Source organism: Streptomyces viridiviolaceus, from assembly GCF_014650995.1.
In the GTDB taxonomy this organism is placed as follows: domain Bacteria; phylum Actinomycetota; class Actinomycetes; order Streptomycetales; family Streptomycetaceae; genus Streptomyces; species Streptomyces viridiviolaceus.
This window is the reverse complement of record NZ_BMWA01000054.1, coordinates 1-24,208: the sequence shown is the minus strand read 5'-3', so window position 1 is coordinate 24,208 and position 24,208 is coordinate 1. Positions and strand designations below refer to the sequence as shown.

Sequence of the window (24,208 nt, the reverse complement as noted above, 5' to 3'; positions counted from 1 at the left end):
TCAGCAAGGTCCCCACCCATAACCACACCAACGACCGACCTGGTCAGCAGTCACGGCAAGCACCGTTGCAGTACTAGGGCCGGCTGGTCGCTCATCGGGGCCTGCACGGGTGGCGTAACTGACCTGGGCCACCACGGTATCGCCGGGCGGGTGCGCCGTGGACCGCTCGCAAGGATCCGGCCCCGCGGGCGGCGTCTACGGCCCAGGTCTATCCCGAGGTCGTCGAGCAAGCTCACGCCGACTTTGCCGCCCTCCAGGCCAAAAGAGTTCCTTACCCCGGCCCGGCCGAAGTGCTCCAGCCTGCGAGCGAGAAGCGTTGAGCAGGCCGTGCCGGCTACGGCTTGTACACGTACGGGGTCGTGGTACTCAGAGCGGCGAAGCCGAGCCGTTGCAGGATCGGGCGGCTCTGATCGGAGGCGTCCACCTGCAAGTAGCGGTAGCCGTGCTCGGCGGCGGTCTTGGCGCGGTGCGCAACCAGCGCCCGGTAGATCCCCCGGCCGCGCCAGGCGGGTACGGTGCCGCCGCCCCAGAGGCTGGCGAACTCGGTGCCCGGGTGTAATTCCAACCGCGCCCCGCAGACCGGCATGTCGCCGGCCATCGCGACGACCATGCTGACCGTCCCCGGGCCATTGGCCAGCATGTCGAGCAGGCGCGGCCGCAGCCAGTCCGCAGTCGTCTCGAATGCCCTCTCGTGCGCAGACAGCATCAGTTCTACGTCCGCCGGGGTGGTCACCGGGTGCAGCCGGACACCCTCGGGCAGTCCGCCGCCATCGGGCAGGTCGGCGATCCGGGCGATCATCAGGGCCTCGTCGGGCTCAGCCTCGAACCCGGCCGCCAGCAGCAGCTCGCCGAGATTCTCCGGCTGGTCGTGCGAGTAGTGCTTCCACTCGAACTCGCGGCCCAGCGCGGTGAAGTACCGCACCTGCTCGGCGATCGCCGACCGCGCTGTGGCCTGATCCAGGCCGGACCAGACGACCGCGCTCCAGCCGCCCTCGACGCCGACCTGCCGCACCACCTTGCCGACCCGCTCGATCCGGGCGCCGGGCGCGTCCGCGAGGGTATCCCGCCGCATCTGACGGTCGAAGAGGGCGAGTACTTCAGGAGTGTCCATCCGCGCATTCCAGCACAGGCGATAGGGCTCACCAAGCGGATATCCGCCCACCTGGAAGGGGAGCCGCCGCCGAAACCGCCGCCGCTATGGACATCGCCACCACGGTCGAGTCCGGCCGCTGCGCTGCCTTGGTGTCCGGCCTCGCCACCGAACTCGAACCTCACCGCGCTGCCCGTCCGGTCGGCGCGGTCCTCGGCGGCCTCAACAGTGACCGCCGCTGACCACCCGGACGGCGTTTCATGGTGGTCGCTCGTGAAACACCTGCCCGCCCGACGGTCCACCTGCGGCGATCGAGTCCACCGCACGGCGGCGCACCTCGCGGCTGCTGCGCACCGGCGTGCTGGTGCCGCGGTGCGAGATCGCGTACTACGGTCCAGCTACCCAGTATTCGTCACCTACCGGATGAACGTCCCTTCGGCCGCGTTGGCGAGAGTGGGCTCCGCGCTGTCCGGGGTGCCGGCGGTGCGGATGTGCGCCTCGATCTCCTCGGCGCACAACCTGGTGGTCAACGGCTGGGTGCGGTCGGTGCCGGACAGCCGGCGGCTGGAGGAGTACCTGGTCGGGGTTCCCTGAGATCACATTGGTCGACCGGTCGCTCACGCTGGCGAACTTCAAACGGATGGGCTGGATTCTGGACGACGAGGGCCGGGCGGTGCGCCCCATCCCCATCGGCCTGTGGCGTGCCCCAGCCTAGCGTGACAGCCGCGCCCTACCGTGGGATGTGCTGCCAGTCGAGGAAGCCTTCTTCACGGTGGACTCCACCGTCACCCATGATCCCGGTGATCACCGTAAAGCAGCCGTGGCCGGTGGGAGCAGCATTCCGCCGTGCGCGAGGTGACCTGCAGGCCGTTTTGGGTGGGGAACCACACCCGCAGCCTCCCAGTATGGGCAGTGTGATCCGGTCGACCAGGCCCTCGACACGCAGCTTGGCCGCCGGCGGAAGGCCCGCTCGATACGCACCTTGGGGTTGAGGATGAGGTGCGTCTGCTCGGTGGTCGCCATCCGGCACTGGGTCAGTACAGCCGGCGCCATTCACTCACCGCCGCCGCTTCGACGTCCGCCATCGCCCGCCACCGGCCCCTGTCACATCCCGTGCGGTGGCGAGGGGCGCGCTGCCCGGCTGCTCCCGCCCCGGGGGAGTCCAGGCCGAAGATGTGAGGGAGCGAGTGCCAGTCTCGCTGCGCGGCGCCGGATGGGGCACGACGATCCGCAGCGCGCGATTGTCCGTGCGGGCTCGGGCGAGGGCCGGCCGTCACAACCATCCGTTGCGCTGGGCCTGCAGGGCCAGCTGGAAGCGGTTCGCGGCGCCCAGCCGGGCCATCAGGACCTGCAGGCGGCGGAACAGCGTGCGGCGGCTGATTCCCAGCTCGCGGGCGATGACGTCATCGTTCGTGCCGCCGGCCAGAAGCCACAGCAGACGGCGGTCGGCGGGAGGCAGACCGCCTGGGCGGGTCGTGCCGCCGTGGAAGGGCAGAGCGTGCGGCCACGACTGCTCGAACAGCGCGATGAGGGCGGAGAGCAGACCGCACGGCTGTACGACCAGCATGGTGTTGTGCACGTCGACCTCTTTGATCGACAGTGAGACCAGAGCGAACGCCTCGTCGATGATCAGGAGTTTGACAGGGACGGACGGCAGCACTCTGGCCTGCTCACCGGCGTTGATGCACGGTTCGATGACTTGTTCGAGGTAGTCCGGGCGTTCCAGCGACTCGCGGGAATACACGACGCGTTGCGTGACCCCGCGGGCCAGCGTGGCCAGTGCGTCGTCGGTGGCACTGGCCACAGGGAAGTAGGGGGGTGACTCGAACTGCCGGATCTGGTGGCGGGCGCTGGCCCAGGCGTGGCGCATCCTGGGGCCGATGGCGTCGCCGGTGACGATCTCGACGAGGTGGTCGTTGTGGGGCGCGAGCCGCTGGCGCCGGAACGACTCGAAGGCGCCCGCGACCGTGATGCGGGACTTCTCGACCTCGGCCGCACGGCGCCGGGCGAGGACCTCGAGGCCGGCCGCCGGAGCCATCGGCGCCACCACGTCCTCGTCCCTCTCAGCGGCACCGGCCAGGCCGGCGTCGACGAGCTCGTCGTACGCCGTGGCCAGGCCCGGGCTGTCCAGACCGGCCGCGGCGGCGATCTCGCTCAGCGGCGCGGGAGCCAGCTCCAGCAGGGTGAGGTAGACCCGGGCCGCCGCCTGACCGATGCCCAGGAGCCGCAGTGCATCGCCGAGATTCGCGTTCGTCATGAGCCGCATTATCAACGGCCGTGGCTGGCCAGGCGTGGCGGATCTGTGCCAGTGGCACCACTGGGCACCATACGTGGGCACCGCGGGATAACGTCGCCGAGCCGTCGGCACGTGGCGGCGCTCGACTCCCAGGAAGGCGGACGCAGTGGCGAAAGGCCGCAAGAACGGTTTGTACTCAGGGATCTCCGAGGAACTGTCCGCGTTCATGCGGACGGGGTGGGCGGACACCGAGAGGCGCGAGCTGACGCTCGGGGAGCAGGCCCCGTACGCGGCCGCGCGCCGGGCCGCGCTGTCCGCGCGCTTCCCGGGTGAACGGCTCGTGATTCCTTCGGGGAACCTCAAGGTCCGTTCGAACGACGACACCTACCCGTTCCGGCCGTACTCGGGCTACGTGCACATGACCGGCGACCAGGCCCGGGACGGTGCCCTCGTCCTCGAACCCCGTGCGGACGGCGGCCACGACGCCTACTGCTACCAACTCCCTCGGGACAGCAGGGACAACAACGAGTTCTGGACCGGTGCCACAGCAGAGTTGTGGATGGGACGGCGCCGCTCCCTCGCCGAGGCGGAACGCGTGCTCGGCCTGCCGTGCCGGGACGTCCGCACGGCGGCCCGCGAGCTGGCAGCCGTCTCCGGCACACCGACCCGCATCGTCCGCGGTGTAGACCCGTCTCTGGAGGCCGCCGTCGTCACCGAGGCGGAGCACGACGCGGAGCTGGAAGAGGCCCTCAGCGATCTGCGCGTCGTGAAGGACGAGTGGGAGATCAAGGAGATCCGCTCAGCCGTGGACTCCACGGTGCGCGGGTTCACGGACGTCGTCAGTGAACTGTCGCGGGCGATCGCGTCGTCCGAGCGGTGGATCGAGGGCACCTTCTTCCGTCGCGCCCGTCTTGAGGGCAACGCCGTCGGCTACGGCACGATCTGCGCCGCGGGCGAGCACGCCACGATCATGCACTGGACCGACAACGACGGACCGGTGCGCCCCGGGGAGCTGCTCCTGCTCGACGCGGGCGTGGAGTCGCGCACCCTGTACACCGCCGACGTCACGCGCACTCTGCCGATCGGCGGCACCTTCACCCCCGTCCAGCGCAGGGTCTACGACGCGGTGTACGAGGCCCAGGAGGCGGGCATGGCGGCCGTCAAGCCGGGCGCCGCGTATCGGGATTTTCATGAGGCGGCCCAGCGTTCCCTGGCGGCGCGGCTGGTCGAGTGGGGTTTCATCGAAGGGCCTGCCGACCGCGCGTACGGGCTGGGCCTCCAACGCCGTTTCACGATGGCCGGTACCGGTCACATGCTCGGCCTGGACGTCCACGACTGCGCGCAGGCCCGGACCGAGGAGTACGTCGACGGCGTACTGGAGCCGGGCATGGTGCTTACCGTCGAGCCCGGCCTGTACTTCCAGCCGGACGACCTGACCGTGCCTCAGGAGTGGCGCGGCATCGGCGTACGCATCGAGGACGACTTGCTTGTCACCGCCGAGGGTCACGAGAATCTGTCGGCGAGCCTCCCGCGGTCTGCGGACGAGGTCGAGGCGTGGATGGCGCGGTTCGCGGGCTGAGCACATCGAGAACCGGCCCAAGGCAGGGTCGCCGTCCGGCGAGCCTGTCTCTCGGCCTTGCGGATCCACGTCCGCACCGTCTCGGCGGAACCGATGCCCAGCTTCACGGCGACCGCCTTCGTCGCGGCCCACCCAGTTGGGTAATTGGGACGGACCTCCGCGACCATGCGCACCGCACGCTCACGAAGCTCGGCAGGGTAGGGGGACGGACGGGCCATGACTCGATCCTCTCAGGTAATCGAGCCTCCATCAGATCCGGAGCGCCTCAACCCGACACACCAACTAACCACTCACGGATCGTCAAACCACGCCCCAGCGTTACGACCACCGCATCAACCGCGCCCTCGGTGCAGAGCGCGGCGGATGTGAGTGCGGGCCGCGCGGCCCTCGGGTACAGGGAGCAGGGGATGAACGTGGAGAGCCCCGCTGACGATGTGCACGGAGCTCTCCACGCCCGCGGCGGTCGCTCGCTGGTGCAGGGTGAGGGCGTCGGGGTGAAGGATGTCGCGGGTGCCGGTGTGAATATCGAGGCTGGGGAGTCCGTACAGCGGCCCGTTGACGGGGCTCAGCCGTGGGATACTGAGGTCGTCGCCGTCGGCCCACGCGCGGCCGGCTTCGAGCAGCCCTGTCCGCGTCAGCCAGGGGTCGTGGTCCTCGAGGGCAGGGATCGCCGGGGTGTGACAGAGTCAGGTCGAGCCAGGGCGAGATCAGCACGAGCCGCCCCGGCATGGGCAGCTTCGCCTCGGGAAGCGTCTGAGCCAGCGCAAGGGCGAGTCCACCCCCGGCGGAGTCGCCCGCGAACGTGACGACAGCCGGTTCGAAGGCGGTGAGCAGCCGACGGTACACGGCCTGACCGAAGTCGAACGCCTCGCGGTACGTGTGGTGCGGTGCGAGCCCGTACAGGGGTACTTCGAGGTGGTGGCCGTCGTCGGCCAGTTCGCCGACGAACGCCCAGTGCTGGCTGACGATCTCACTGATGTACGCGCCGCCATGCCAGTACAGCACCGCCCTTCCGGTTGCCGCCTCCGGGCGCGGAGCGACCGTGTAGGTGGTGAAGGCGCCGACTCTGCGTTCTTCGACTCTGTGCCGACGGCCCAGTGACGCCGGGGGCGTGTGGTCCGCCTTCGGCGCACGGATGCGGCGGCGGGCACGTTCGGCGGTAGCCATCCGCGGTTTGCGGAGCGTCCGCAACATCAGGGCCAGACTCCGTGTCTGCCAGCTCGTCATGTGGGTGACTCCTCTGATCGCATGTCCGGTTGTCGAGCGCCGACGCGCCGGGCCCGGCCGCTGAGGGTGCGTGATCACACGGCCGCGGTCGCGTGCACCCCGGAGGCCGGGCCTTGGCCATCGCGCTGAGCGCCTACCGCAGCCAGTGCGCGGCGGCCGCCAGCAGAGCCTGGACGCCGGCCTGGATGGTCGGGTCGGGCACCGGCGCGTAGTGGGGCGAGTGGTTGGTGGGGATGGTGGGGGGCAGGCCGCTCTCCTCCAGGTCGTCGAGCCTGATGCCCTCGTAGAGGGCGGGGTCGGCTCCACCGAAGTGCCACATGACGGAAGGGACGCCGAGGGCGGTACCGAAGACACCGAAGTCCTCGCTGCCGGTCAGGGGCTGGGCCAGGGTGACCACCCCGTCCGCGCCGAGGACAGTGCCGAGGGCTGCGCTGACGGCGGCGGTGGCTTGCTGGTCGTTGTACGTGACGGGGAACGAGTGCAGGGGCGTGATCTCCGGCTCCTTCGGGGCGTCGGACGCGACCGCCTCGGCCCGGATGATGCGCTCGACCGCGGCAAGGACCCGGTCACGCACCGCCGGTGTGGTGCTACGGATGTTGATCAGCAGGTCGGCGGTTTCGGGGATGATGTTCTCCTTCGTACCGCTGTGGATCGAGCCGACCGTGACCACGGCGGTCTGCGTCCCGCCGACCTCGCGGGAGACCACTGTCTGCAGGCGCAGCACGATCGCGGCGGCCAGCACGACCGGATCCACGGTCTGTTCCGGGGCGGAGCCATGCCCGCCGCGCCCGTACAGGCGCACCCGCAGACTGTCCGAGGCGGACATCAGCGGTCCTGGCCGGGTGACGGCGTAGCCCACGGGGATCGGCATCACGTGCTGGGCGAGGCAGACATCTGCGCGCGGGAAGCGGTCCAGGAAGCCGTCCTCGATCATCTTCCCCGCCCCGCCGACTTCCTCGGCGGGCTGGAAGACCGCGACGACGGTGCCGCGCCAGTGTTCCGGGCGGGCGGCGAGCTGCGCGGTGGCGCCGAGCAGGCAGGTGACGTGCATGTCGTGGCCGCAGGCGTGCATGACCGGGACCTCGTTGCCGTCACGGTCGATGCCCTTCGCGGTGGAGGCGTACGGCAGGCCGGTCTTCTCCTCGACGGGCAGGGCGTCCATGTCGGCGCGCAGCAGGACGACCGGGCCGTCGCCGTTGGCGAGGACGCCTACGACGCCGGTACCGCCGACGTGCTCGGTCACCTCCCAGCCCTGCTCGCGCAGGCGGGTGGCGACGACGGCGGCGGTGCGGACCTCCTGGAAGGACAGTTCGGGGTGCCCGCGCCCGCATCGCCGGCGGAACGGACGTACAGAGCGGGCTTGTGGGCTTCGGGCGCGCAGCCGAGCTGCTGAGCCGGGAGCGGGTGGCGAGCAAGCAGACCGTGGCCGCCGTGCGGGAGCCGCTCACCCGGGCCGCCACCGCCGCCGCCCCGCTCATGCGCTGCTCCGACCCGGACGTCGTCACCGCCGCCGAGCAGCTGCTGAACGCCCTGTCGGACGTGGAGGAAACCGCGCGCCTGGAGGCCGCACTGCAGGCGTTCGGCCGGGCCGTCAACGCGGCCACCGCGCCGCGACTGTCCTGGTGGACACGGCGGCGCGGTGGCCGGGCTGGCTGATCTCTACCCGTAGTGCGGGCCCGCAGTCAGCTACGGGCCCGCGACGCGGTCAGTGTCGCGTCTCCCACCACAGGGATGCCCCACTGAGCGGCCTGCGGTTCGATCTCGTCCAATAGCCACCCTGGCTTCGTTGATCTCTAGCAGGTTCTGGCACAGATCTTGGGGAACCGTCGCGGAGCGTTACCTCGGTGTTCGATTGCGAGGGACTGGCTCGTGCGAGACGGCGTACGCCTTGGCGTCTGACAGCCGCAGGTGACGCTCCCTCAGGTATAGCACGTTCGCTGCTCTGGCCGGCTGTGGACGGCGATGGTGCTGGTCATGCAGACCGACGCACCGTTCTGGAAGTCGCTGGTGTTCGACGGGATCGACGATGTGGAGGTCGAGGCGGTTGCGGCCGCGTTCGGCACGGTCGAGGTGGTGGCGAGAGGCCGCACGGCCGGGGCGACGTGTCCGGGCTGCGGCCGATTCTCGGGCCAAGTCCATGACCGTTACCAGCGCAGGCTGAGGGACCTTCCTCTGGCTGACCAGGGCTTTGTGATCCGGCTGACGGTCCGACGCTTCATCTGCGGGTCGGAGGACTGCCCGCGCCGGACGTTCGCCGAGCCGTTCGCCCGGCTGGCCGCCCCGCACGCACGGTTCACCACGCGGCTCAACCACGCTCTGGAGCGGGTGGGGCTCGCCCTGGCCGGGCGGGCCGGCGCTCGGCTGGCGGCCCAGCTGGGCTTCGGGGCGGGACGGATGACCTTGTTACGCAGGGTCATGGCATTGCCCGATCCGCGGTTCAGCACGCCGCGGGTGCTGGGCGTGGACGACTTCGCGATCCGTCGCGGCCAGACCTACTCCACCATCTTGACCAGCGTCCAAGATCGTCGCGTGGTCGATGTGCTTCCGACCCGTGAAGCCGGCCCGCTGGCCGCCTGGCTGGTCCACCATCCCGGCGTGGAGATCATCTGCCGGGACCGGGCCGGCGCCTACGCCGAAGGCGCCCGGCGCGGTGCCCCCGGCGCTCTGCAGGTCGCGGACCGGTTCCATCTGTGGCAGGGCCTCGGCCGGGCCGTGGAGACCTGCGTCGCCGCCCACCGCGACTGCCTGCGCAACCCGACGCCCAGCGGCCTGCTGCCGCAGGACACCCGACCGGCTTCCGATCGGCCGCAGAACGACGAGGCGCCCGTGGGCCGGCGGGCTGAGCGCAAGAAGGCCGCACACGCCCTGGTCCACGAGATGCTCGCCCAGGGCCACTCACGCCGGGCGATCGCCCGGCACCTGGGCTGGGGCCTGAACACCGTCCTCCGGTACGCGAACGCCGCACGCTGGCAGGACACCATCCGTGAGAACCGGCCCCGAAGCAGCAGGCTGGACCCCTACAAGCCCTACCTGGAACGCCGATTCGCCGAGGGATGCACCAGCGTCACCCGGCTCCACGGCGAGCTGGTCGCCGAGCAGGCTCCCGTCACCTATGGCATGGTCCGCGCGCACATCGCGACCTTGCGCGGGGCTCCCTCCGCAGCACCGCCGCGGCCGCCGACGGTACGACAACAGCTCTACGGACGAGCCGGCTTCTACCTTCTTCGGAAGATGATCCTGCTGCAGTAGCCCGGAAGCAGGCTCTTGCCGATGGGGCTTCGGCGGGCTAGAACTTCGTGTGATCACTTTTGTGTGTGCCGCCTGCGCCCGCCCTCTGACCAGGGTTGTGCAGCTGTCCGAAACCCTGGTCAGGCCAGAGTTCGACGGGCGAATCGGACCCGACAGGTATCGCCGAGCCCCGGCCACGATGCATGCGGGGCTCTATGCCCTGGAGCCCGAGCCTTGGGGAGCCCCGTTCCTACCGACCGACGAACCCGTCGCAGTGTTTCCCGGCGGGCCTTGTGTCGGCGATCCGGACGGAGAGGGGTTCCTGACTTCCGCAGGTCCCCGAAACACGATCGTCCTCCATCCCGACGACGCACCTAACTTGCTGCCCGACCTTGAGGGAGACCACACGGGCTGCTGCGGCTGGCATGGACAGAGCGGCCCGAACCGGCTGTGCCCATGTGGCGCTGCGGTAGGAACAGAGATCAGCGAGTGTCACACCGCGTACGAACTCCACCTCGACCCAGCACAGGTCCACGCCCTGGACGCCAGCACCGTCAAAGTTCAGTGAAGCAGAACAGTAGGTGTGGAGCCCATCATCGAACGCCACGATGACTCTCCGCGACGGCTCCCCAAGATCTGTGCCAGAACCGAGAAATGACGTCGTTCCCACCTCTGTGGCACCGACAATCAAGGGCCGGCCTGAGAACATCCCGGGATGATGATCACTAGCTGACTTTGCTGGGTGGTTTGCTCGCGGTACACGTGTTGAAGGGTCAGGAGTCGGGCCGGTGTCGCTGTTGGCGCTGTTGGAGGCCAGGCGCGAGCGACGTCGGCGACGGGGATGGGTCGGTGATCGGATTAGTGCGCTGGACCTGGCGCTGAACGCGGTGTCGTGGACAACGCTTTGTCATGCCCGTTGCCCCTGAAGATCCGGTTCAGGTGATGGTCCAGCACCGCTGCAGCGGACTCCGCGCTGCGCTGGCCGACGAGGATGCTCGTGCCGAGTCCTGCGGCCATGGCGAGCAGGCTGATCGCTTCCAGTCGCGCGTCCATGCCGGGCCGTGTGAGATGCGCTTCCTGTGCCTTCTGGAGCAGCCCAGTCACGGCGTCCTCGGCGGCGACGGGCTTGTCGATGAAGGATTGAGCTGCGAGTGCCTGGTCGGTCACGGACAGAACGGCGTACGAGGTGTAGACGAGATGGAAGGTGCGGCCTTCTTCGTCGGTCGGCAGCGATGCCTTCAGTACAGCCTCGACCATCACGCGCGGCTCCGGATCGTCCCCGGCGGCCCGAACCCGGGCGGCGGCTCGTTCGCCGAACCGCTCGGCCAGGTGCTGCAGTCCGTAGTGGAGCAGCTTCTCCTTGCTCTGAAAGTAGTACTGCACCAGCCGCAGTGACACGCCTGCCTCAGCCGCCACGTCGCGCATCCCCACAGCGTGCAGGCCGCATCGCCCAGCCACCCGGACGAGCGCCTCGGCGATCTGAGTGCGCCGTTCTTCGTGGTCTACGCGCTTCGGCATCGGCCGCGTCTCCGCTCATCGGTTCCATCGCTCCGGGCCTCACCGCCCACCATCATGGTACAGCCGTACCATCAACGTGATACCGTCGTACCACAAAGATGGATGCTCTCGGAGGTGGCCCGTGCCCCAGACCACGACCCGCGCTCGGACCGATGTCGGCCGCTACGTAAGCGATGAATTGCGCGACCGCTACTTCGCAGCCTGCGACGCGGTCTACGCCCTGGGTGCGCCCGCCGACGCGGAGTTGGATGTGGAGACCACCTTCGGCACCACGCACGTCTACCGGTACAGCCCCGCAGATCCCGCCGCCGAGGCCCGCATACCCGTCGTCCTGCTGCATGGCGCGGGCAGTTGCTCCGCCATGTGGTATCCGAACACGGCCGCGCTCAGCGCCGACCGCCCCGTTTATGCCATTGACACCCCGGGGGACCCTGGGCGCAGCGTGCAGCGCGAGCCCATCCACCAGCCCGAGCGTGCCGCACAGTGGCTGGACGAGACGCTGACAGGGCTCGGCCTCGACCGCGTGCACCTCATCGGCTCCTCGTACGGCGGCTGGCTCGCCCTCAATCAGGCGCACCGTAGGCCCGGCCCCCTCACCTCGGTCACGCTGCTCGACCCCGGCGGGCTGGAGAAGGTGGGCCTGCGCTTCTTCGCCTGGCTCTTCGCCGGCCTCTTCGCAACCTTCACGCCCAAGACGCTACGCCGCCGCCTGGCCGCCTGGCTGGAGCAGCCGGTCCTCATCGTGCCAGAGCTGCGCACAATGATCAGATCGGGCGTCCGCGCCTACCGCATCCGCCGCCCTGCTCCACTCCCCCTGTCCGAGGACGAACTGCGCACCATCCGCACCCCCCTCTATCTGGTGCTCGGCAAGCGCAGCCTCCTCGTGCACCCACAGCGGCAGGTGGAGCGCATCCCCCGCCTGGTCCCTGGATCACGCGCCGAAATCATCTCCGGCACCGGCCACGGACCCCAGATCGACCATGCGGCGCAGATCAACAGTCGGATGCTGAGTTTCATGGAAGCCCTCGGCTGACGGCCGTCGAAGCCGAGGGGGCAAGGGCGCGGGCCTGATTCCCGACACCCGGCGTGAGCGCCAAGTTCCCGGGCCTATGGTCGCCGCTTGTCAAGTCCCATGGTGCCGTCAACTCGGGTTCTGGTCCAACTTCTGTGGCGAGGTGACAGTGAGTGTTGTCAGCCGCATGTGATTGGCTGCGCGGAGAGTTCTGCAGCCATCACCTTCGGGGGATCGTCCATGTCGCAGTACCCGTCGCTGACCCGCGCACTGGCGGAGGCGCTTGTGGACCTCGCCTGGTTCGTCGAGAGCGCGGACGATGATCACATGGATCAGGACGATGCGGTGAAGGCACTGGAGGGTGTCGCCGCGGTGGTGGATCGCCTGTCGGACTCCCAGCGTGAAGAGTTCCAGCAGGTGATCGAGGCAATGACGGAGGCCGAGACCGATCCCGGCCGCCGTGAATTCCTGGAAGCGTTCCCGGACGGCTTCGGTCTCGTGGAGTAGCTGCCAATCGGCTCAGGTTCAGGACGCGAGGAGAACTCGCTTCCTCAGGAGCGCAAAGCCGGCGCGTCCATACATCTGTCGCTTCAGCATCTTGATCCGGTTGACGTGGCCCTCGACGACGCCCGAACTCCAAGGCAGGACCAACCCGGCGGTGACCGCGGCAAGGTCTCGTTCCAGGCCGTTGGCGAAGGCGTGGAGACTCGGCAGGTCGTCGGCGCGGACCGCTTCGATCCACTGCGGGAGCCGGTCGCCTTGGAGTTCGGTGAGCATCCTCCCGAACGCGCGGACGTGGCGGGTGAGCGCGTCCAGTTCAGGACAGTGCGCGAAACCCGTTCTCATGGGCATAACCACGCGGGGATGGACGGACCCTGCTTGGGCGTGAACTCGAACCTGCCGCGCGTCTGCTCCCCGCACCCGCGGGGATGGTCCAGTGTGCCGTTACGCTCGCCTGGACCAGTGGGTGCCCGCGCCCCCCTCGGCGCGCGGCACCGGTCGGCCATCCAGGAAACGCCGAGGGAGGACTGGCGGCGCCGCTACCCGCTGTTCCCGCGGCTGCTGTTCATCCTGGACGGCACCAGCCCCGCCGGCATCGAAACCCGCATCCACGCCCTGGGCGCGGCCGCACGCGACATCGCGCTGGCCGGCTTCCTACGCGAGGTCCCCGTCCTCGCGGCACCACTGACCGACCTGCTCCGACACGGCCCAGCCGCACCCGTCTGGCGACCCGTCCATAAGGTCGGCTGGATGCACTCCCGACACCCGTAACCAACCGGCCCCGAGCCTGTGCGGCGCCCCGACCATGGGCCCGACCACTGCAGGTCAGAGGCCCTGCGCCGGGTAGCCGACACCCGTCACCGTGGCCCGGCCTGAGCGACGCCGACGACGAGGGCGACCAGGACCCCGGCGCCGGTCAGGACCACCGTCAACGGCCGGGCGAGCGCCGGGCGTCGGTGGGCGAGGTAGCCCAGAGCCCCGAGGAAAAGCAGGCCGACAAGGACCAGGAGCAGCACGACGAGCAGAGCGAGCGTGGACACGAGCGGTTCCCCCAGGGGCCGGGCACGCGGCGGATCCGCGTGCAGTGGATGGCGGAGCACGGACGCTCCTCAGCCCTTGCGTCTCGGGAGGCGTCCCGGACAGGGCGACACCAGGGTCCTTGTTGCAAGGGTTAGGCGCGCAACCCCGGCCTGACCAGCGCTTGACGGCAGCTGGCTCTCGGGCACCGGCCTGGCTTTCGCAACGTGACGGCGTTTCTCCGCCTGGGGCTGTGAGGTTCGCCCGAACCCTGATGAGGCAGGATGCACACGCCAGATCAGCACCAAAGAGAGCGAGGCCGGCGATGACCGAACCAGGCGCGGTGGACCTGATCCACTTGGAGGACGCGGATGGCGACCGCTGCATCGTCCGCGTGACCGGCCGCTACAAGCACGATGCGCTGACGACTACTGACCTTTGCGGCGTGGTGTCGTTGGGGGGTGACGATGTGTGATCGTCGCGGTATGCCTGTTGTGTGAGATATCCGCAGAGATAGCCGACGCGTCGGAGCTGCGCGCGCCGCAGGTCCAGTTCATGGATGCTGCGTATGGCGACATGTGGCCCGGCCAGCGACGGGCGGATGGGGACCTCAGCTCACCTCGGTGAGGCAATCTTGCTGTGGCTGGTGTGATCAGGGCGTCGGAGCTGTTCTGGATAGGACGTGTCCACGTCAGTTCGACACGCTGATCACCGCGTTGCAGCGCGAAGGAGCGGACCCCGGTCCGCAAGGGCAGACCCTGGATGAACGCAAGGAGCGGCCCCCGCATCCGGACCGAGTCCGGCTGGTGGGGGCCGCTTTGTGTTCTCAGTTGGTCAGCGACGTCTTCCTCTTGGAGCTGCGCCTGGAGGCTGAGCTGCGCCGCCCCGACAAGGCGTAGGCCGTGCGCGAGCTGCTTCGTCTGGTCCTCATCCGGCTGGGGTTCCAATACAGAGGAAGGCCCGGACTCCCTGGAATGGTCGTGGGGAGCCCGGGCCTGGCTGTACATGTCGTAGTTGTCAGGCCGCCCAGGTCGCAAGTGCGTCGTGGTCGGGGTTGGGGAAGTCGGCGGCGGTCGCCGGGGCGGCGGGGTGACGCAGAGCGGTGATCGGGACGGCGCCGAGTTCGGTGGGCGGTGCCCAGACCATGCGCCAGGTGTCGTCATGCGGGTGCCGCAGGAAGACACCGTGGGCATGGACGGCGCGTGGGATGCGGTGGATGAGCACCGACGGGTCGTCGCCGGGGGCGAGAGGGAAGCTGCGCCAGCCGTGGGCGCGGTCCATGTACGCAGCGGCCGCCTCGATGATGTCGGACCACCGGTGGTGGCCGAGGATGATGAATTCCCTATTGAATGCGCGTGTTGAAGCGGCTTTTGAGTCGCTGTTGACCGCGGCGTCGGCCCCCATGGACGGTCCTGCGATGAACATGGACGACCTGTTCATGCAGGTTGCGCGGGCGGCAAACGGGATCCAGGACATCGAGACCGCACTGACACCCACGGGCGAGCGGGCGTGAGCGGGCGAGGCCGCAGAGCGGTCCTTCCTCCCGACGGTGCAACTTTCCCGGATCCTGCCGTTCTCGACGGGCTGTTGGCGGAGCACCGCAATCATGAGGGGCGCGTCGCCTCCTACGACTTTTCCGCTCTGTCGGTAGCTGAGCCAGTCCGGAGGAGCGGCGCGACTTTCGTCTGCTGTATGGCGATCCATGGTTCATGGTGCAAGGTCTCCTCGGGCACGCCTCCCGGGAGACCACGATCCGGCACTACTCGCGCCGGTTCGCCATCTGCGGCCCCGAAGGTCGGGGAGAGCGGGCGCTCGACCTGCTGACCTGGCAGGAGCGCGTCGCGTTGTTCGTTGAGGGGCCGGAGGGGCCGGAGCCGTTGTGGCTGTGGTTGAGCGAGCGGGGGCTGCCCTTCTGCCCGCACTCGTGGAACGGCGTCTTCCGTACCGCGAATCGGCGTTGCCGGGTTACCTGCACGCGGCCGGCCGGGTGCAAGGCCCTGGACTTCATAGCGCGCACGGGAGACGCTCCGCGGGCTGTTGACCCGCGGGGATGCCGCTACATTCCGGCGAAGTGACGCCGGGCTCTGACCGGATTGCGACGGTACAGACCTGGGGGCGGCTGTTCCTTTCCAGGTCCGAAGCGGTGACAGGGTGGGCTGGTGACGTCATCGAAGCTCCGCCGGGGCGGGCACGTCTTGCAGCGTGGTTGCCGGGACGCGGAGGCGGCACTGGAGGTAAGGATCGGGGCGAGGGGCGCTCCAACGCGGGAGGCTAACGACGATCATTCAGTGCCGATAGCCCAAGGTCGGTCCCACGGCCAGCCAGGGGCGGTGTCGCGCCGAGCGGACCATGATCGTTCCCACCGATAGCCGCTGTACCAGTGTTCCCCGCCGCCGGACTAGCGATCAGCGTCGGCAGGTTGCGCTGAGACAGCCCCTGGATGAACACGCTGACTTGCCAAGGAAGATGAACCCGGCCGTGGAGACGGTCATCGGTGGGGTCGTCAATGCCGGAGACGTACAGGCCCCGGTAGGCGACGAACCCGTGCTCCGCGGCGTCCTCGCCGGGCGTCCAGATCTGCGTCATGCACCGCCTCAGGGCGCTCGCACCCGAAACCGTCCGCGCCACGCCGGGGCCGCCGGGCCGCTGGGGACCTCCCAACTCGAGGGCGGCTGTTTCGTGGGCGGAGTCCGAAGAGTGGGAGGCGGAGCAACGTCGATGGTGGCGTCGAACCAGACCGCGGCAGCGTTGAGCGGAAGTACGCCTGTCGGCCTCCATGTGGCCCCACATGCACACCTACTCGCGGCAGGGGATCTGCTTCAAGGTGCTTGGTGCACGCGGCGAACCGGTCGTTGCCCAGGGAGCGGATGTCGCGAAAGAGCTGCCAGGGTCGCGACCGTCCTCGACGACCGTCAAGGGCACGCCGATGAAGTCGGTCCGGCCCTGCTGGTTCAGAAGCCCGTCGTTTCGAACCTGTTCGAATCGTCGCACGAAAGGTCGCGGTGGCGGGTCTGATCGACGCAGGCTGTGACCCGCAGTCATGCGACCGACGGAACCAGGAGGAACGTATATGCGAGGGACGCGAGGCGTTTCCAGGGCACTGAACTCACGCACGAAGAAGGTCACGCAAGCGGTGTGCGCCATGGGCGTGCTGACCGCGGCCCTGCTCACCGTGAGCACCACGCCGGCCGCGGCGAGCGGGACCTACAGTGGCCTCGCCTACGTGTACGGGGCAGGCGCCTGGCAGGGCGACTGGAGCAACGAGGGCGTCGTGGACGTCGACACGAACAGAACCTCCAACGCCACCTGCCTGTGGCAGAAGGTGCTGTGGGCGGACGGCTACCTCTCGTCCACCGCGGACATCGACGGCGACTTCGGGACCCAGACCAAGACCGCGACCGCGAACTGGCAGTCGCGCTATGGGCTGGGCGCCGACGGAAGCGCCGGCAAGAACACGTGGACCAAGGCCGGCACGTGGCTCTACTACGTCTCGGGAAGCGAGCAGTCCGGTCAGACCCTCACCTTGGGTTACAACGGTGCGGTCCGGGACTTCACCATGACCCGCGACGCCAACGGGAACTACCAGTTCTGGGACGGCGACGGCGTCAAGCGAACCGCCGGGTACAACTACCGGACCTGCAGCTGACACCTGCCGTCCGACATGCAACGAGGGCCCGTTTCCCCTGTGGGGAGGCGGGCCCTCGCCCCTGAGGGACGGCTCTCCTTTCACAGTGGTCGGTGTCTCCTGAGTGATGTGTGAGTTCCGATGACGGATGTCGGGGCGGGGCGCCCCCGGCGCCTGCGCGCCGGGGGCGCTACTCGCCGTGGTCATCAGGCCTTCGACTCCGTGGCGAGTTGGCGGTCCGCTCAACGTTCCAGGTCGCCTCCGGGAAGAGGCGGCGGACCTGGGCCTCGTCTAGGGCCACTACGGGACAGAGCCACTAGGACTTGTCCGGGCGATCACGTGCGAAGCCAGATGACGAGGGCTGCCGCAGTGACGGTGCCGAGGTAGGCGTACCCGCGCTTGTCGTAACGGGTCGCGACCGCACGGGAGTTCTTCAGCTTGTTGATGGCCCTCTCGACGGTGTTGCGTTTCTTGTACTGGTCCTCGTTGAAGCCTGGTGGCCGACCGCCGCGTGATCCCTTGCGCAGGCGGGCGGCCTGGCTGTCAGTCTTCTCCGGAATCGTGTGCCGGATGCCGCGTCTGCGCAGAAAGTCGCGGCATGGGCCGTTGCTGTATGCCCTATCGGCGGCCAGGCTGTCGGGTTTCTTGTGGGGCCTGCCTCGGCCGATCCGCGGGACTCGGATCTTCTCCAGTACGGCTATGAACTGGGTGCAGTCCGCCCTCTGCCCTGGGGTGACGATCAGGGACAACCGGCGGCAGCAGCCGTCCGCGCTCAGGTGGATCTTGCTGGTGAACCCGCCCCGCGAGCGGCCCAGGCCCTCACCTCCAGCACCACCTCCACCAGCCGGGCGACGAGGCTCTGCCACGGCGTCTCGTCCTGGTGTTCCCTTGGCCCATCCCCCTTTGAGGAGAGGGCTGGTGGCGGATTGGTGCGAGCGCCGGCCGCGTGCTGGTGGGCGCGCACGATGGTGGAGTCGACCGAGATGTCCCAGTCGACCTCACCGGTCGCGTCCGCTTCAGCCTGGACCTGCCGAAGCAGGCGATCCCAGGTCCCGTCGGCGGACCACAGCCGGTGGCGTTCGTAGACCGTCTTCCATGGTCCGAACCGCTCGGGAAGGTCGCGCCACTGCACGCCGGTCCGCACCCGGTGCAGTATCCCGTCGATCACCTGCCGATGGTCCCGCCACCGGCCACAACGCCTGTTGCTGACCGGCAGGAACGGCCTCAACTATTCCCACTCGGCGTCTGTCAGATCACCCCGCCCCATGCGCGAACCAACGAGCGAGTAGGGCGATAGTCACATGATCGGGCAGGCAAGTCCTAGTTGAGCATGTGGGCGGCCTGGACCTGATGGAGGTGGATGAGGACGTCGTGGGTCTGGGTGAGGCGGATCTGGGGGGCGTCGGCGATGCCGGGGTAGGTGGCGCCGATGTTCTTGATGGTGTGGGGTTCGGCGAGCCAGGCGCGGGCCGCGGTGGGGGCGGTGCGCAGGTCTACGACGTAGTCGCGGTGGCGGACCTTGTCGAGGGTGTGTTCGGCGGTGCCGGGTGCGGCGGGTGCGGCGGTGAAGCGCTGCGGGGCGCCGTCGTGGTTGAAGGCGTTGAACGTGCCCTGGTTGAAGGTGAGGCCCACGCTCAGGTAGCCGGTGCCCAGTTGCTCGCGCAGGAACTCGCCCTGGACGCGGGGGTGGCTGGCGGGGGCGTAGGTCTTGAGGGCCGTGTGGCTGTTGTGGGCGGAGATCATGATCTTGCTGCCGGTGCGCTGCTGCCACCAGGCGATGTTGTCCGCCATGACGCGGTCGCGGTAGAGCATGGCGCCGGGGATGTTCCGGGGGTCGTCCCAGTCGAAGGCGTAGAGGGTGGTCATCTGGTGAATCGCGCTGGCGTGCTGCACGGCCCAGGCATGGGCGTCGGGGTCGGCACCGGGGTGCTGCTTGAGCAGGCCCACCGCACGACCGGCCCGCTCGGCGATCGCCTTGCGCTCGGCGAGCGGCTTCGCGAAGTAGTCGTTGACGTAGGTCTCGGCGCTGATGGTGGGCCGCAGTCCTTGGTACAGCTCGGTGATCTGCGCGGCGAGTTCGGGGCTGGACGCGGCCGCGAACGTGTTCACCTTGTCGTACAGCTGCGGGCCGGCGAAGCCGTTGTCGTCGCCGACGAAGCGGACGGGGTCACCGGGGTGCTGGATGTTGTAGGAGCGCGCCCACTGGAGCAGGTCGCGGTACTCGGCGTTGTTCCACCAGCGGTAGGTGCCCTGGAACTCCTCGTCCATGATCTGCTTCAGGTCACCCTCGCCCCGGGTGAGGTAGGCGTCGATCCGCAGTCCGCTGCTCCAGGCGGCTTCGAGGGCGAAGGTGCGGAAGCCCTTCTCCTCGACCAGGTACCGCAGCATCCGGTGCTTGAGGGTGACGAACTCGTGCGAGCTGTGGGTGGCCTCGCCCACGCCCACCACGGTGGAGTCGCCGACCATCGTGCCGAACGGGCGCAGGTCGGCGACGTTGCCGCGGGGTTCGGTGGTGCGCAGCGGGTGCGCCACCCGGTCGAGGGCGGCCTCGGGAGAGCGGAACGCGACGGCGTCGGGGGAGGCCGACGCCACGGACGCGGCGGGCGGAGCGGCGGCGGAGGCGGCGGCCGGAGCGACAGCCAGGGTGGCACCGAGCGGGACAAGCAGAGCGGCGAGCAGGAACTTGCTTGTGATCATGGCCCCAACCCTCGCCGCCCGGGAGCTCCTCGCACCATCCGCTGCACCCCCCGATCGGCCCGGGGGTTTGCCTCACCCGCCGACGGGCGGGGTGGTAGGACCCCGCTCCTGGTCGTGAACGGGCGTCAAGCAGGTCGCCCGGCTGGAGTCGAGCGGCTATCGGCGACTGGTGGTGGGCCCCCGTCGGCCGCCGTATCCGGCTGGCTTCTCTCTGAAGTCACCCGGAGCTCCGCAATCGCCTGTCTCTGAGAGGTACCGCGGTTTGGGGAACGGCGGCAGAGTCGGCCCTGGCGCACAGCCCGGAGGCCGGGTGTTACTGCGCTCGCGCTGCGGCGCTGGCCTCACGGCGGCCTTCCCCGGGATCGAGCAGGCGGCTCGGGACCAGTGCCAGCGGGAACGGGGCTGGACTGCGAGCCGGTGGTGGGAGAAGAGGGATGGGCGGTGTTCGAGCGGCTCCGGGACCGCGCGGCCGTACGCGGCGCAGAAGGGCCCTTGGTGCAGCGGCGCAAGGGCGGCCCGGCCGGTAGGCCTTCATCCGCCGGTGGTTCGTCGAGACGCCGATGCAGCGTGCCTGGTCGGTCGTCAGCTTTTTGCTGCGGTGGCCGCCTCATGGACCGGCTGGGCCGTCCTCGGCCGCCATGGTCGGGCGGTGGGCGTGGCCGGTGTTCGGGCCGGGCGCGTTCAAGAGGACCGGGTTCTCAGCTGTCGCCGCCGGCGCACTGGGCCCGGCTGCCGACCTGCTGCTTCTCCTTCTTTGCCCTGCACGAGCCTGCGGCAGGCGGCTCTTTGCGGGTCGTGCAGCGGTCGGCAGCCGCTTCGCCACCACGTTCGCGGCGAAGCGGACGCCGACCGCGACCGTCGGCAGCCGTGGACGGTCCGGCTTCGCGTACCCGTCCTCGCCAAGCGCCGGACCTCCCACCTGCGGTTTCCCGCCGGGGAGTGGGGGGATAACCCCACCTCCGTTCCGCCGGTGGCCTGCATGGTCCGCGCGGCCCGTGCTTCCTAGGTTTGAGGACGTTGACAACGAGCGCCGCAGAACTGAAGGAAGACCCCTCCATGGCACGCCACCGAGACCACAGGACCGACGGGCCCGGAACGGCCCCGTACACCGCGGCCCCGTTCACCGCGCACCCGTACGGCTCGGCCCCGCACCTCGGGGCCCCGTCCGCGGAGCCCGCGATCGAACTGCGGGGTGTGCGCCGGATTTACGGAAGCGGCGCGGCGACGGTGCACGCGCTGCGCGGGATCGACCTGGCGCTCGCCCGCGGCAGCTTCACCGCCGTCATGGGCCCCTCCGGCTCCGGCAAGTCCACCTTCCTGCAGTGCGCGGCGGGCCTGGACCGCCCGGACGAGGGACAGGTCCGGCTCGGCGGCGAGGACATCACCACACTGAGCGAGGACCGGCTCACCAAGCTGCGCCGCTCCCGCATCGGCTTCGTCTTCCAGTCCTTCAACCTGCTGCCCTCGCTGAGCGTCGAGCAGAACGTGCTGCTCCCGCAGCGCCTCGCCGGGAAGCGCCAGGACCGGGCCAGGGCGCGGGAACTGCTCACGCGGGTGGGCCTGGGCGAGCACGCGTCGCGTCGCCCGGGACAGCTGTCCGGCGGCCAGCAGCAGCGGGTGGCGATCGCCCGCGCGCTGATCACTCACCCGGACGTGGTGTTCGCCGACGAGCCGACCGGCGCGCTGGACACCACCACCGCGCACGAGGTATTGGGCCTGCTGCGGCAGGCCGTGGACTCGCTCGGCGCGACCGTGGTCATGGTGACCCACGACCCGGTGGCCGCCTCCTTCGCCGACCGGGTGCTGTTCCTGGCCGGCGGCGCGATCGCGGACGACCTGCCGTACCCGACCCCGCAGACCGTCGCGGACCGGATGATCGCGCTGACCGCCCACCCGGTGGGAGCGGCGGCATGACGAACGGACTCGCCCGCGCCTCGGTGCGCTTCCGGCCCGGGTCCTTCGTGGGAACCCTGGTCGCCCTGCTGCTGGGCGCCGCCGTGGTGGTGGCCTGCGGCACGCTGCTGCAGACCGGCCTGACCGCGAGCCTGAAGCCCGAACGGTACGCCGCCGCCCCCGTGGTGGTCACAGCCGACCAGGCGGTCAAGATTGAGCGCAAGACCGGTGGGGAGACCGAAACCCAGGAGCAGGCCACCCCGGAACGGGCCCGCACGGACGCCGCGCTGGTCGGCCGGCTGACCGCCCTGCCCGCGGTCGCGGCGGCCCGCCCCGACACGGCCTTCCCGCTGCCCGCCGGGGAGAGGACACCGGCCATGACCGGCCGGGGCTTCGCCGCACTCGGGATCGCCGGACCCGGCGACAAGCTGGTCGAGGGCCGCGCACCCGGCGCGAACGAGATAGTGCTGGACACCGACACGGCGCGTGCTGCCCATCTCGCACCCGGCGCGAGCCTCGCGCTCACCGCGCCCGGCGGCACCGCGCACTACCGGATCTCCGGTCTGGCCGCCGCCCAGCAGAGCGGCCCCACCGCCTGGTTCGCCGACACCACCGCCGACCGCCTCTCCGGCCACCCCGGCCGCATCGACACCATCGCGGTGCAACCCCGCGAAGGCGTTCCCACCACCGAACTGGCGGCCCAGGTCCGCCGGGCCCTCGGCGGCGACGCCAGGACCTTCACCGGGGACGACCGGGGCACCGTCGAACACCCCGCCCTCAGCAGTGCCCGCAGCATGCTGACGGCCCTCGGCGGCACCTTCGGCGGCTACGCCACCATGACCGCCGTGTTCGTGGTGATGAGCACCATCGCCCTCGCCACGGGCCAGCGCGCCCGCGAATTCGCGCTGCTGCGCGCCATCGGCGCCACCCCACGCCAGATCCGCCGCACCATCGCCACCGAGGCGATGCTGGTAGCGCCCCTCGCCGCCGCGCTCGGCATCCTGCCCGGACTGGCCCTCGCCCGCTGGTGGTTCGGCCAGCTGGCCGACCGCGGCGCCGTACCCGCAGACGTCCGTCTCGACATCGGCCCCCTGCCGATGCTCGCCGCCGTGCTCCTGTGCACCCTCGCCACGCTGACCGCCGGCTTCCTGGCCGCCCGCCGCCCCTCCCGGATGCGGGCCGCCCAGGCACTCGGCGACGCCGCCGTCGAAGCACCCCGCCCCGGCAAGGTGCGCACCGTCCTCGGCGTGCTCTTCGCCGCCGGCGGCTGCACGGCCGCCGTCGTTGCCAACGCCCTGGACGGGGAGAAAGCCGCCCAGACCGCACTCGGCGTGGTTATGTGCTTCATGGTGACCGTCGCCCTGCTCGGTCCCCGGCTCGCCGCAGCAGCCGCCGCGCTGCTCGGCGCCCCGCTGCGGGCCGGCGGCGCGCCCGGCTCGCTCGCCGCCGACAACGCCCGCGCCAACGCCCGCAGACTGGCCTCCGCGATCACCCCCATCGTTTTGGTCACCGCCTTCTGCGGCACCCTGCTGATCCTCCAGAGCACCGTGCGCCACACCACCGGCGAGAACGTCAAGGCCGGCGTCACCGCCGACCACGTGATCGCCACCACCGGCCCCGGCCTGCCCGCCGGAACCGCGGAGACGGCCGCCCGGGTGCCCGGTGTGGACACCGCCATCGGCCTGCTGCGCACCGGCGTGGTCTACGAGAGCGGCGACATGCTGAGCTCCGCCCCCGCCCTCGGCGTGGGCGGCGACCCGGCCCGGCTGCCGAAGGTGCTCGACCTCGACGTGCGCACAGGTGCCCTCGCCGACCTCGGCCGCGCCCCTGACACGATCGCGCTGAGCACAACCCTGTCCGGCGCACTCGGCGCGAAGGTCGGCGACCGGGTGCCGCTGTGGCTCGGCGACGGCACCGCGGTCCGGCCCACGGTGGTCGCGGTGTACGAGCGAGGGCTCGGCGTCGGCCAGGCGCTGCTGCCCCGGGCCGCGGTCGCATCGCACGTCACCGCCGCCTACGACAGCCAGGTGCTGGTCGCCGCCGCGCCGGGCGCCGACCGCGCGGCCCTGGCCGCCGGCCTGGGCGCGCTGCCCGGGACAGCCGTGACCGACCGGGCCGGGTTCGTCGCCCAGGCGGACAAGGACCTGGAACTCAGCGGCTGGGCCAACACCGTGATGGCGGCCGTGCTCGGCGGGTTCGCCGCCGTCAGCGCCGCCAACACCCTGGTCATGACGGTGATCGACCGGCGCCGCGAGGTTGCGCTGCTGCGGCTGGCCGGCACCACCCGGCGCCAGCTGCGCCACATGATGCGCTGGGAGGCGCTGCTGGTGGCCGTGACCGGGCTCGCGGTCGGCGCGTCGATCGCCGGGCTCACGCTGGTACCCGTCGCCCGGGGCGTGACCGGCTCCGCCCCCCACGTGCCGCCGATGCTCGCCCTGCCACTGGCCGTCGGCACCGTGCTGCTCTGCCTCGGCTCGACGGGCCTGCCGGTGCGCGCACTGCTGCGGACCCGGCCGGCAACGCTGGGAACGGCACGCCAGTAGCAGAGTGCGGACGTCGGAGGGGCCTACCCGGGGGACACCCCG

General features: G+C 70.1%; 22 protein-coding genes and 3 pseudogenes. 12 read left to right on the top strand and 13 right to left on the bottom strand.

The annotated features are described in order from the left end of the window. Positions 1-334: 334 nt before the first annotated feature. On the bottom strand, positions 335-1,111 hold the full coding sequence (locus IE260_RS39900) for a GNAT family N-acetyltransferase (RefSeq protein ID WP_189880836.1): 777 nt from the start codon (positions 1,109-1,111) through the stop codon (positions 335-337). A gap of 86 nt (positions 1,112-1,197) precedes the next feature. Between IE260_RS39900 and IE260_RS42750 the strand changes: the two genes are divergently transcribed. Together IE260_RS42750 and IE260_RS39895 are read left to right on the top strand one after the other, a co-directional pair. Then, a complete protein-coding gene (locus IE260_RS42750) occupies positions 1,198-1,332 on the top strand; it encodes a hypothetical protein (protein WP_268255033.1) in 135 nt (44 codons plus the stop codon). Between the two features lie 181 nt (positions 1,333-1,513). Next, positions 1,514-1,684: a hypothetical protein gene (locus tag IE260_RS39895; RefSeq protein ID WP_189880835.1), complete on the top strand. Its 171-nt coding sequence runs from the start codon at positions 1,514-1,516 to the stop codon at positions 1,682-1,684. A 679-nt stretch (positions 1,685-2,363) separates the two neighbouring features. Here IE260_RS39895 and IE260_RS39890 read toward each other — a convergent pair. Then, the gene (locus IE260_RS39890) at positions 2,364-3,347 is read right to left on the bottom strand and encodes a LuxR family transcriptional regulator (RefSeq protein WP_189880834.1); all 984 of its coding nucleotides are present in this window, start codon (positions 3,345-3,347) and stop codon (positions 2,364-2,366) included. Positions 3,348-3,492: 145 nt separating this feature from the next. Between IE260_RS39890 and IE260_RS39885 the strand changes: the two genes are divergently transcribed. Next, on the top strand, positions 3,493-4,905 hold the full coding sequence (locus IE260_RS39885; RefSeq protein ID WP_189880833.1) for an aminopeptidase P family protein: 1,413 nt from the start codon (positions 3,493-3,495) through the stop codon (positions 4,903-4,905). Between the two features lie 41 nt (positions 4,906-4,946). Here IE260_RS39885 and IE260_RS42415 read toward each other — a convergent pair. From IE260_RS42415 to IE260_RS39875, 4 genes and pseudogenes are all read right to left on the bottom strand, one after another. After that, positions 4,947-5,123 (bottom strand): annotated as a pseudogene (locus IE260_RS42415) (IS3-like element ISMyma3 family transposase); the annotation flags it as partial. A gap of 114 nt (positions 5,124-5,237) precedes the next feature. Then, entirely contained in the window at positions 5,238-5,573 is a 336-nt protein-coding gene (locus IE260_RS43310) for an alpha/beta hydrolase (RefSeq protein WP_373303471.1), read from the bottom strand. A gap of 19 nt (positions 5,574-5,592) precedes the next feature. Further along, a pseudogene (locus IE260_RS43305) lies at positions 5,593-6,072 on the bottom strand (alpha/beta hydrolase); the annotation flags it as partial. A 193-nt stretch (positions 6,073-6,265) separates the two neighbouring features. After that, entirely contained in the window at positions 6,266-7,441 is a 1,176-nt protein-coding gene (locus tag IE260_RS39875; protein ID WP_268255034.1) for an amidohydrolase, read from the bottom strand. A 53-nt stretch (positions 7,442-7,494) separates the two neighbouring features. Between IE260_RS39875 and IE260_RS39870 the strand changes: the two genes are divergently transcribed. Next, a complete protein-coding gene (locus IE260_RS39870; RefSeq protein ID WP_189880832.1) occupies positions 7,495-7,788 on the top strand; it encodes a hypothetical protein in 294 nt (97 codons plus the stop codon). A 318-nt stretch (positions 7,789-8,106) separates the two neighbouring features. Then, complete coding sequence (locus IE260_RS39865) at positions 8,107-9,381, top strand: ISL3 family transposase (protein WP_229881805.1); 1,275 nt, start codon at positions 8,107-8,109, stop codon at positions 9,379-9,381. A gap of 837 nt (positions 9,382-10,218) precedes the next feature. Here IE260_RS39865 and IE260_RS39860 read toward each other — a convergent pair. Then, complete coding sequence (locus IE260_RS39860; protein WP_189880830.1) at positions 10,219-10,878, bottom strand: TetR/AcrR family transcriptional regulator; 660 nt, start codon at positions 10,876-10,878, stop codon at positions 10,219-10,221. Between the two features lie 121 nt (positions 10,879-10,999). On the opposite strand from IE260_RS39860, the gene IE260_RS39855 reads away from it, so the two are divergent. After that, positions 11,000-11,911 carry an alpha/beta fold hydrolase gene (locus IE260_RS39855; protein ID WP_189880829.1) on the top strand — a complete coding sequence of 304 codons (912 nt, stop codon included), beginning with the start codon at positions 11,000-11,002 and terminating at the stop codon, positions 11,909-11,911. A 219-nt stretch (positions 11,912-12,130) separates the two neighbouring features. Further along, on the top strand, positions 12,131-12,397 hold the full coding sequence (locus IE260_RS39850; RefSeq protein WP_189880828.1) for a hypothetical protein: 267 nt from the start codon (positions 12,131-12,133) through the stop codon (positions 12,395-12,397). Positions 12,398-12,415: 18 nt separating this feature from the next. Here the strand turns inward: IE260_RS39850 and IE260_RS42745 are convergent. Beyond that, positions 12,416-12,715 (bottom strand): annotated as a pseudogene (locus IE260_RS42745) (transposase); the annotation flags it as partial. Positions 12,716-12,853: 138 nt separating this feature from the next. On the opposite strand from IE260_RS42745, the gene IE260_RS39840 reads away from it, so the two are divergent. Then, positions 12,854-13,162 carry a hypothetical protein gene (locus IE260_RS39840; protein WP_229881803.1) on the top strand — a complete coding sequence of 103 codons (309 nt, stop codon included), beginning with the start codon at positions 12,854-12,856 and terminating at the stop codon, positions 13,160-13,162. 86 nt (positions 13,163-13,248) lie between these two features. On the opposite strand, the gene IE260_RS39835 is transcribed toward IE260_RS39840, so the two are convergent. Beyond that, positions 13,249-13,431 (bottom strand): hypothetical protein, encoded by a 183-nt coding sequence (locus tag IE260_RS39835; RefSeq protein WP_189880827.1) that lies wholly within the window; start codon positions 13,429-13,431, stop codon positions 13,249-13,251. Between the two features lie 302 nt (positions 13,432-13,733). On the opposite strand from IE260_RS39835, the gene IE260_RS39830 reads away from it, so the two are divergent. Next, on the top strand, positions 13,734-13,883 hold the full coding sequence (locus IE260_RS39830; RefSeq protein WP_189880826.1) for a hypothetical protein: 150 nt from the start codon (positions 13,734-13,736) through the stop codon (positions 13,881-13,883). 542 nt (positions 13,884-14,425) lie between these two features. Here IE260_RS39830 and IE260_RS39825 read toward each other — a convergent pair. Next, positions 14,426-14,812, bottom strand: coding sequence for a hypothetical protein (locus IE260_RS39825; protein ID WP_229881801.1), 387 nt, complete (start codon positions 14,810-14,812; stop codon positions 14,426-14,428). Between the two features lie 867 nt (positions 14,813-15,679). Continuing rightward, positions 15,680-15,994 carry a hypothetical protein gene (locus IE260_RS39820; RefSeq protein ID WP_189880825.1) on the bottom strand — a complete coding sequence of 105 codons (315 nt, stop codon included), beginning with the start codon at positions 15,992-15,994 and terminating at the stop codon, positions 15,680-15,682. A 484-nt stretch (positions 15,995-16,478) separates the two neighbouring features. Here IE260_RS39820 and IE260_RS39815 point away from each other — a divergent pair, with 484 nt between their 5' ends. Beyond that, entirely contained in the window at positions 16,479-17,054 is a 576-nt protein-coding gene (locus tag IE260_RS39815; RefSeq protein WP_229881799.1) for a peptidoglycan-binding domain-containing protein, read from the top strand. A 314-nt stretch (positions 17,055-17,368) separates the two neighbouring features. Here the strand turns inward: IE260_RS39815 and IE260_RS39810 are convergent. Then, positions 17,369-18,261 (bottom strand): IS5 family transposase gene (locus IE260_RS39810; protein ID WP_373303470.1). Its coding sequence is split into 2 segments (ribosomal slippage): positions 17,369-17,865 and positions 17,865-18,261, totalling 894 coding nucleotides; the frame shifts between segments, so codons are not numbered across the junction. A 92-nt stretch (positions 18,262-18,353) separates the two neighbouring features. Continuing rightward, positions 18,354-19,730: an erythromycin esterase family protein gene (locus tag IE260_RS39805; protein ID WP_189880824.1), complete on the bottom strand. Its 1,377-nt coding sequence runs from the start codon at positions 19,728-19,730 to the stop codon at positions 18,354-18,356. A gap of 1,056 nt (positions 19,731-20,786) precedes the next feature. Between IE260_RS39805 and IE260_RS39800 the strand changes: the two genes are divergently transcribed. Both IE260_RS39800 and IE260_RS39795 read left to right on the top strand, forming a co-directional pair. Then, positions 20,787-21,644 (top strand): ABC transporter ATP-binding protein, encoded by an 858-nt coding sequence (locus IE260_RS39800; RefSeq protein ID WP_189880823.1) that lies wholly within the window; start codon positions 20,787-20,789, stop codon positions 21,642-21,644. Continuing rightward, on the top strand, positions 21,641-24,166 hold the full coding sequence (locus IE260_RS39795; RefSeq protein ID WP_189880822.1) for an ABC transporter permease: 2,526 nt from the start codon (positions 21,641-21,643) through the stop codon (positions 24,164-24,166). The genes IE260_RS39800 and IE260_RS39795 overlap by 4 nt, the downstream gene beginning before the upstream one ends. Positions 24,167-24,208 lie beyond the last annotated feature (42 nt).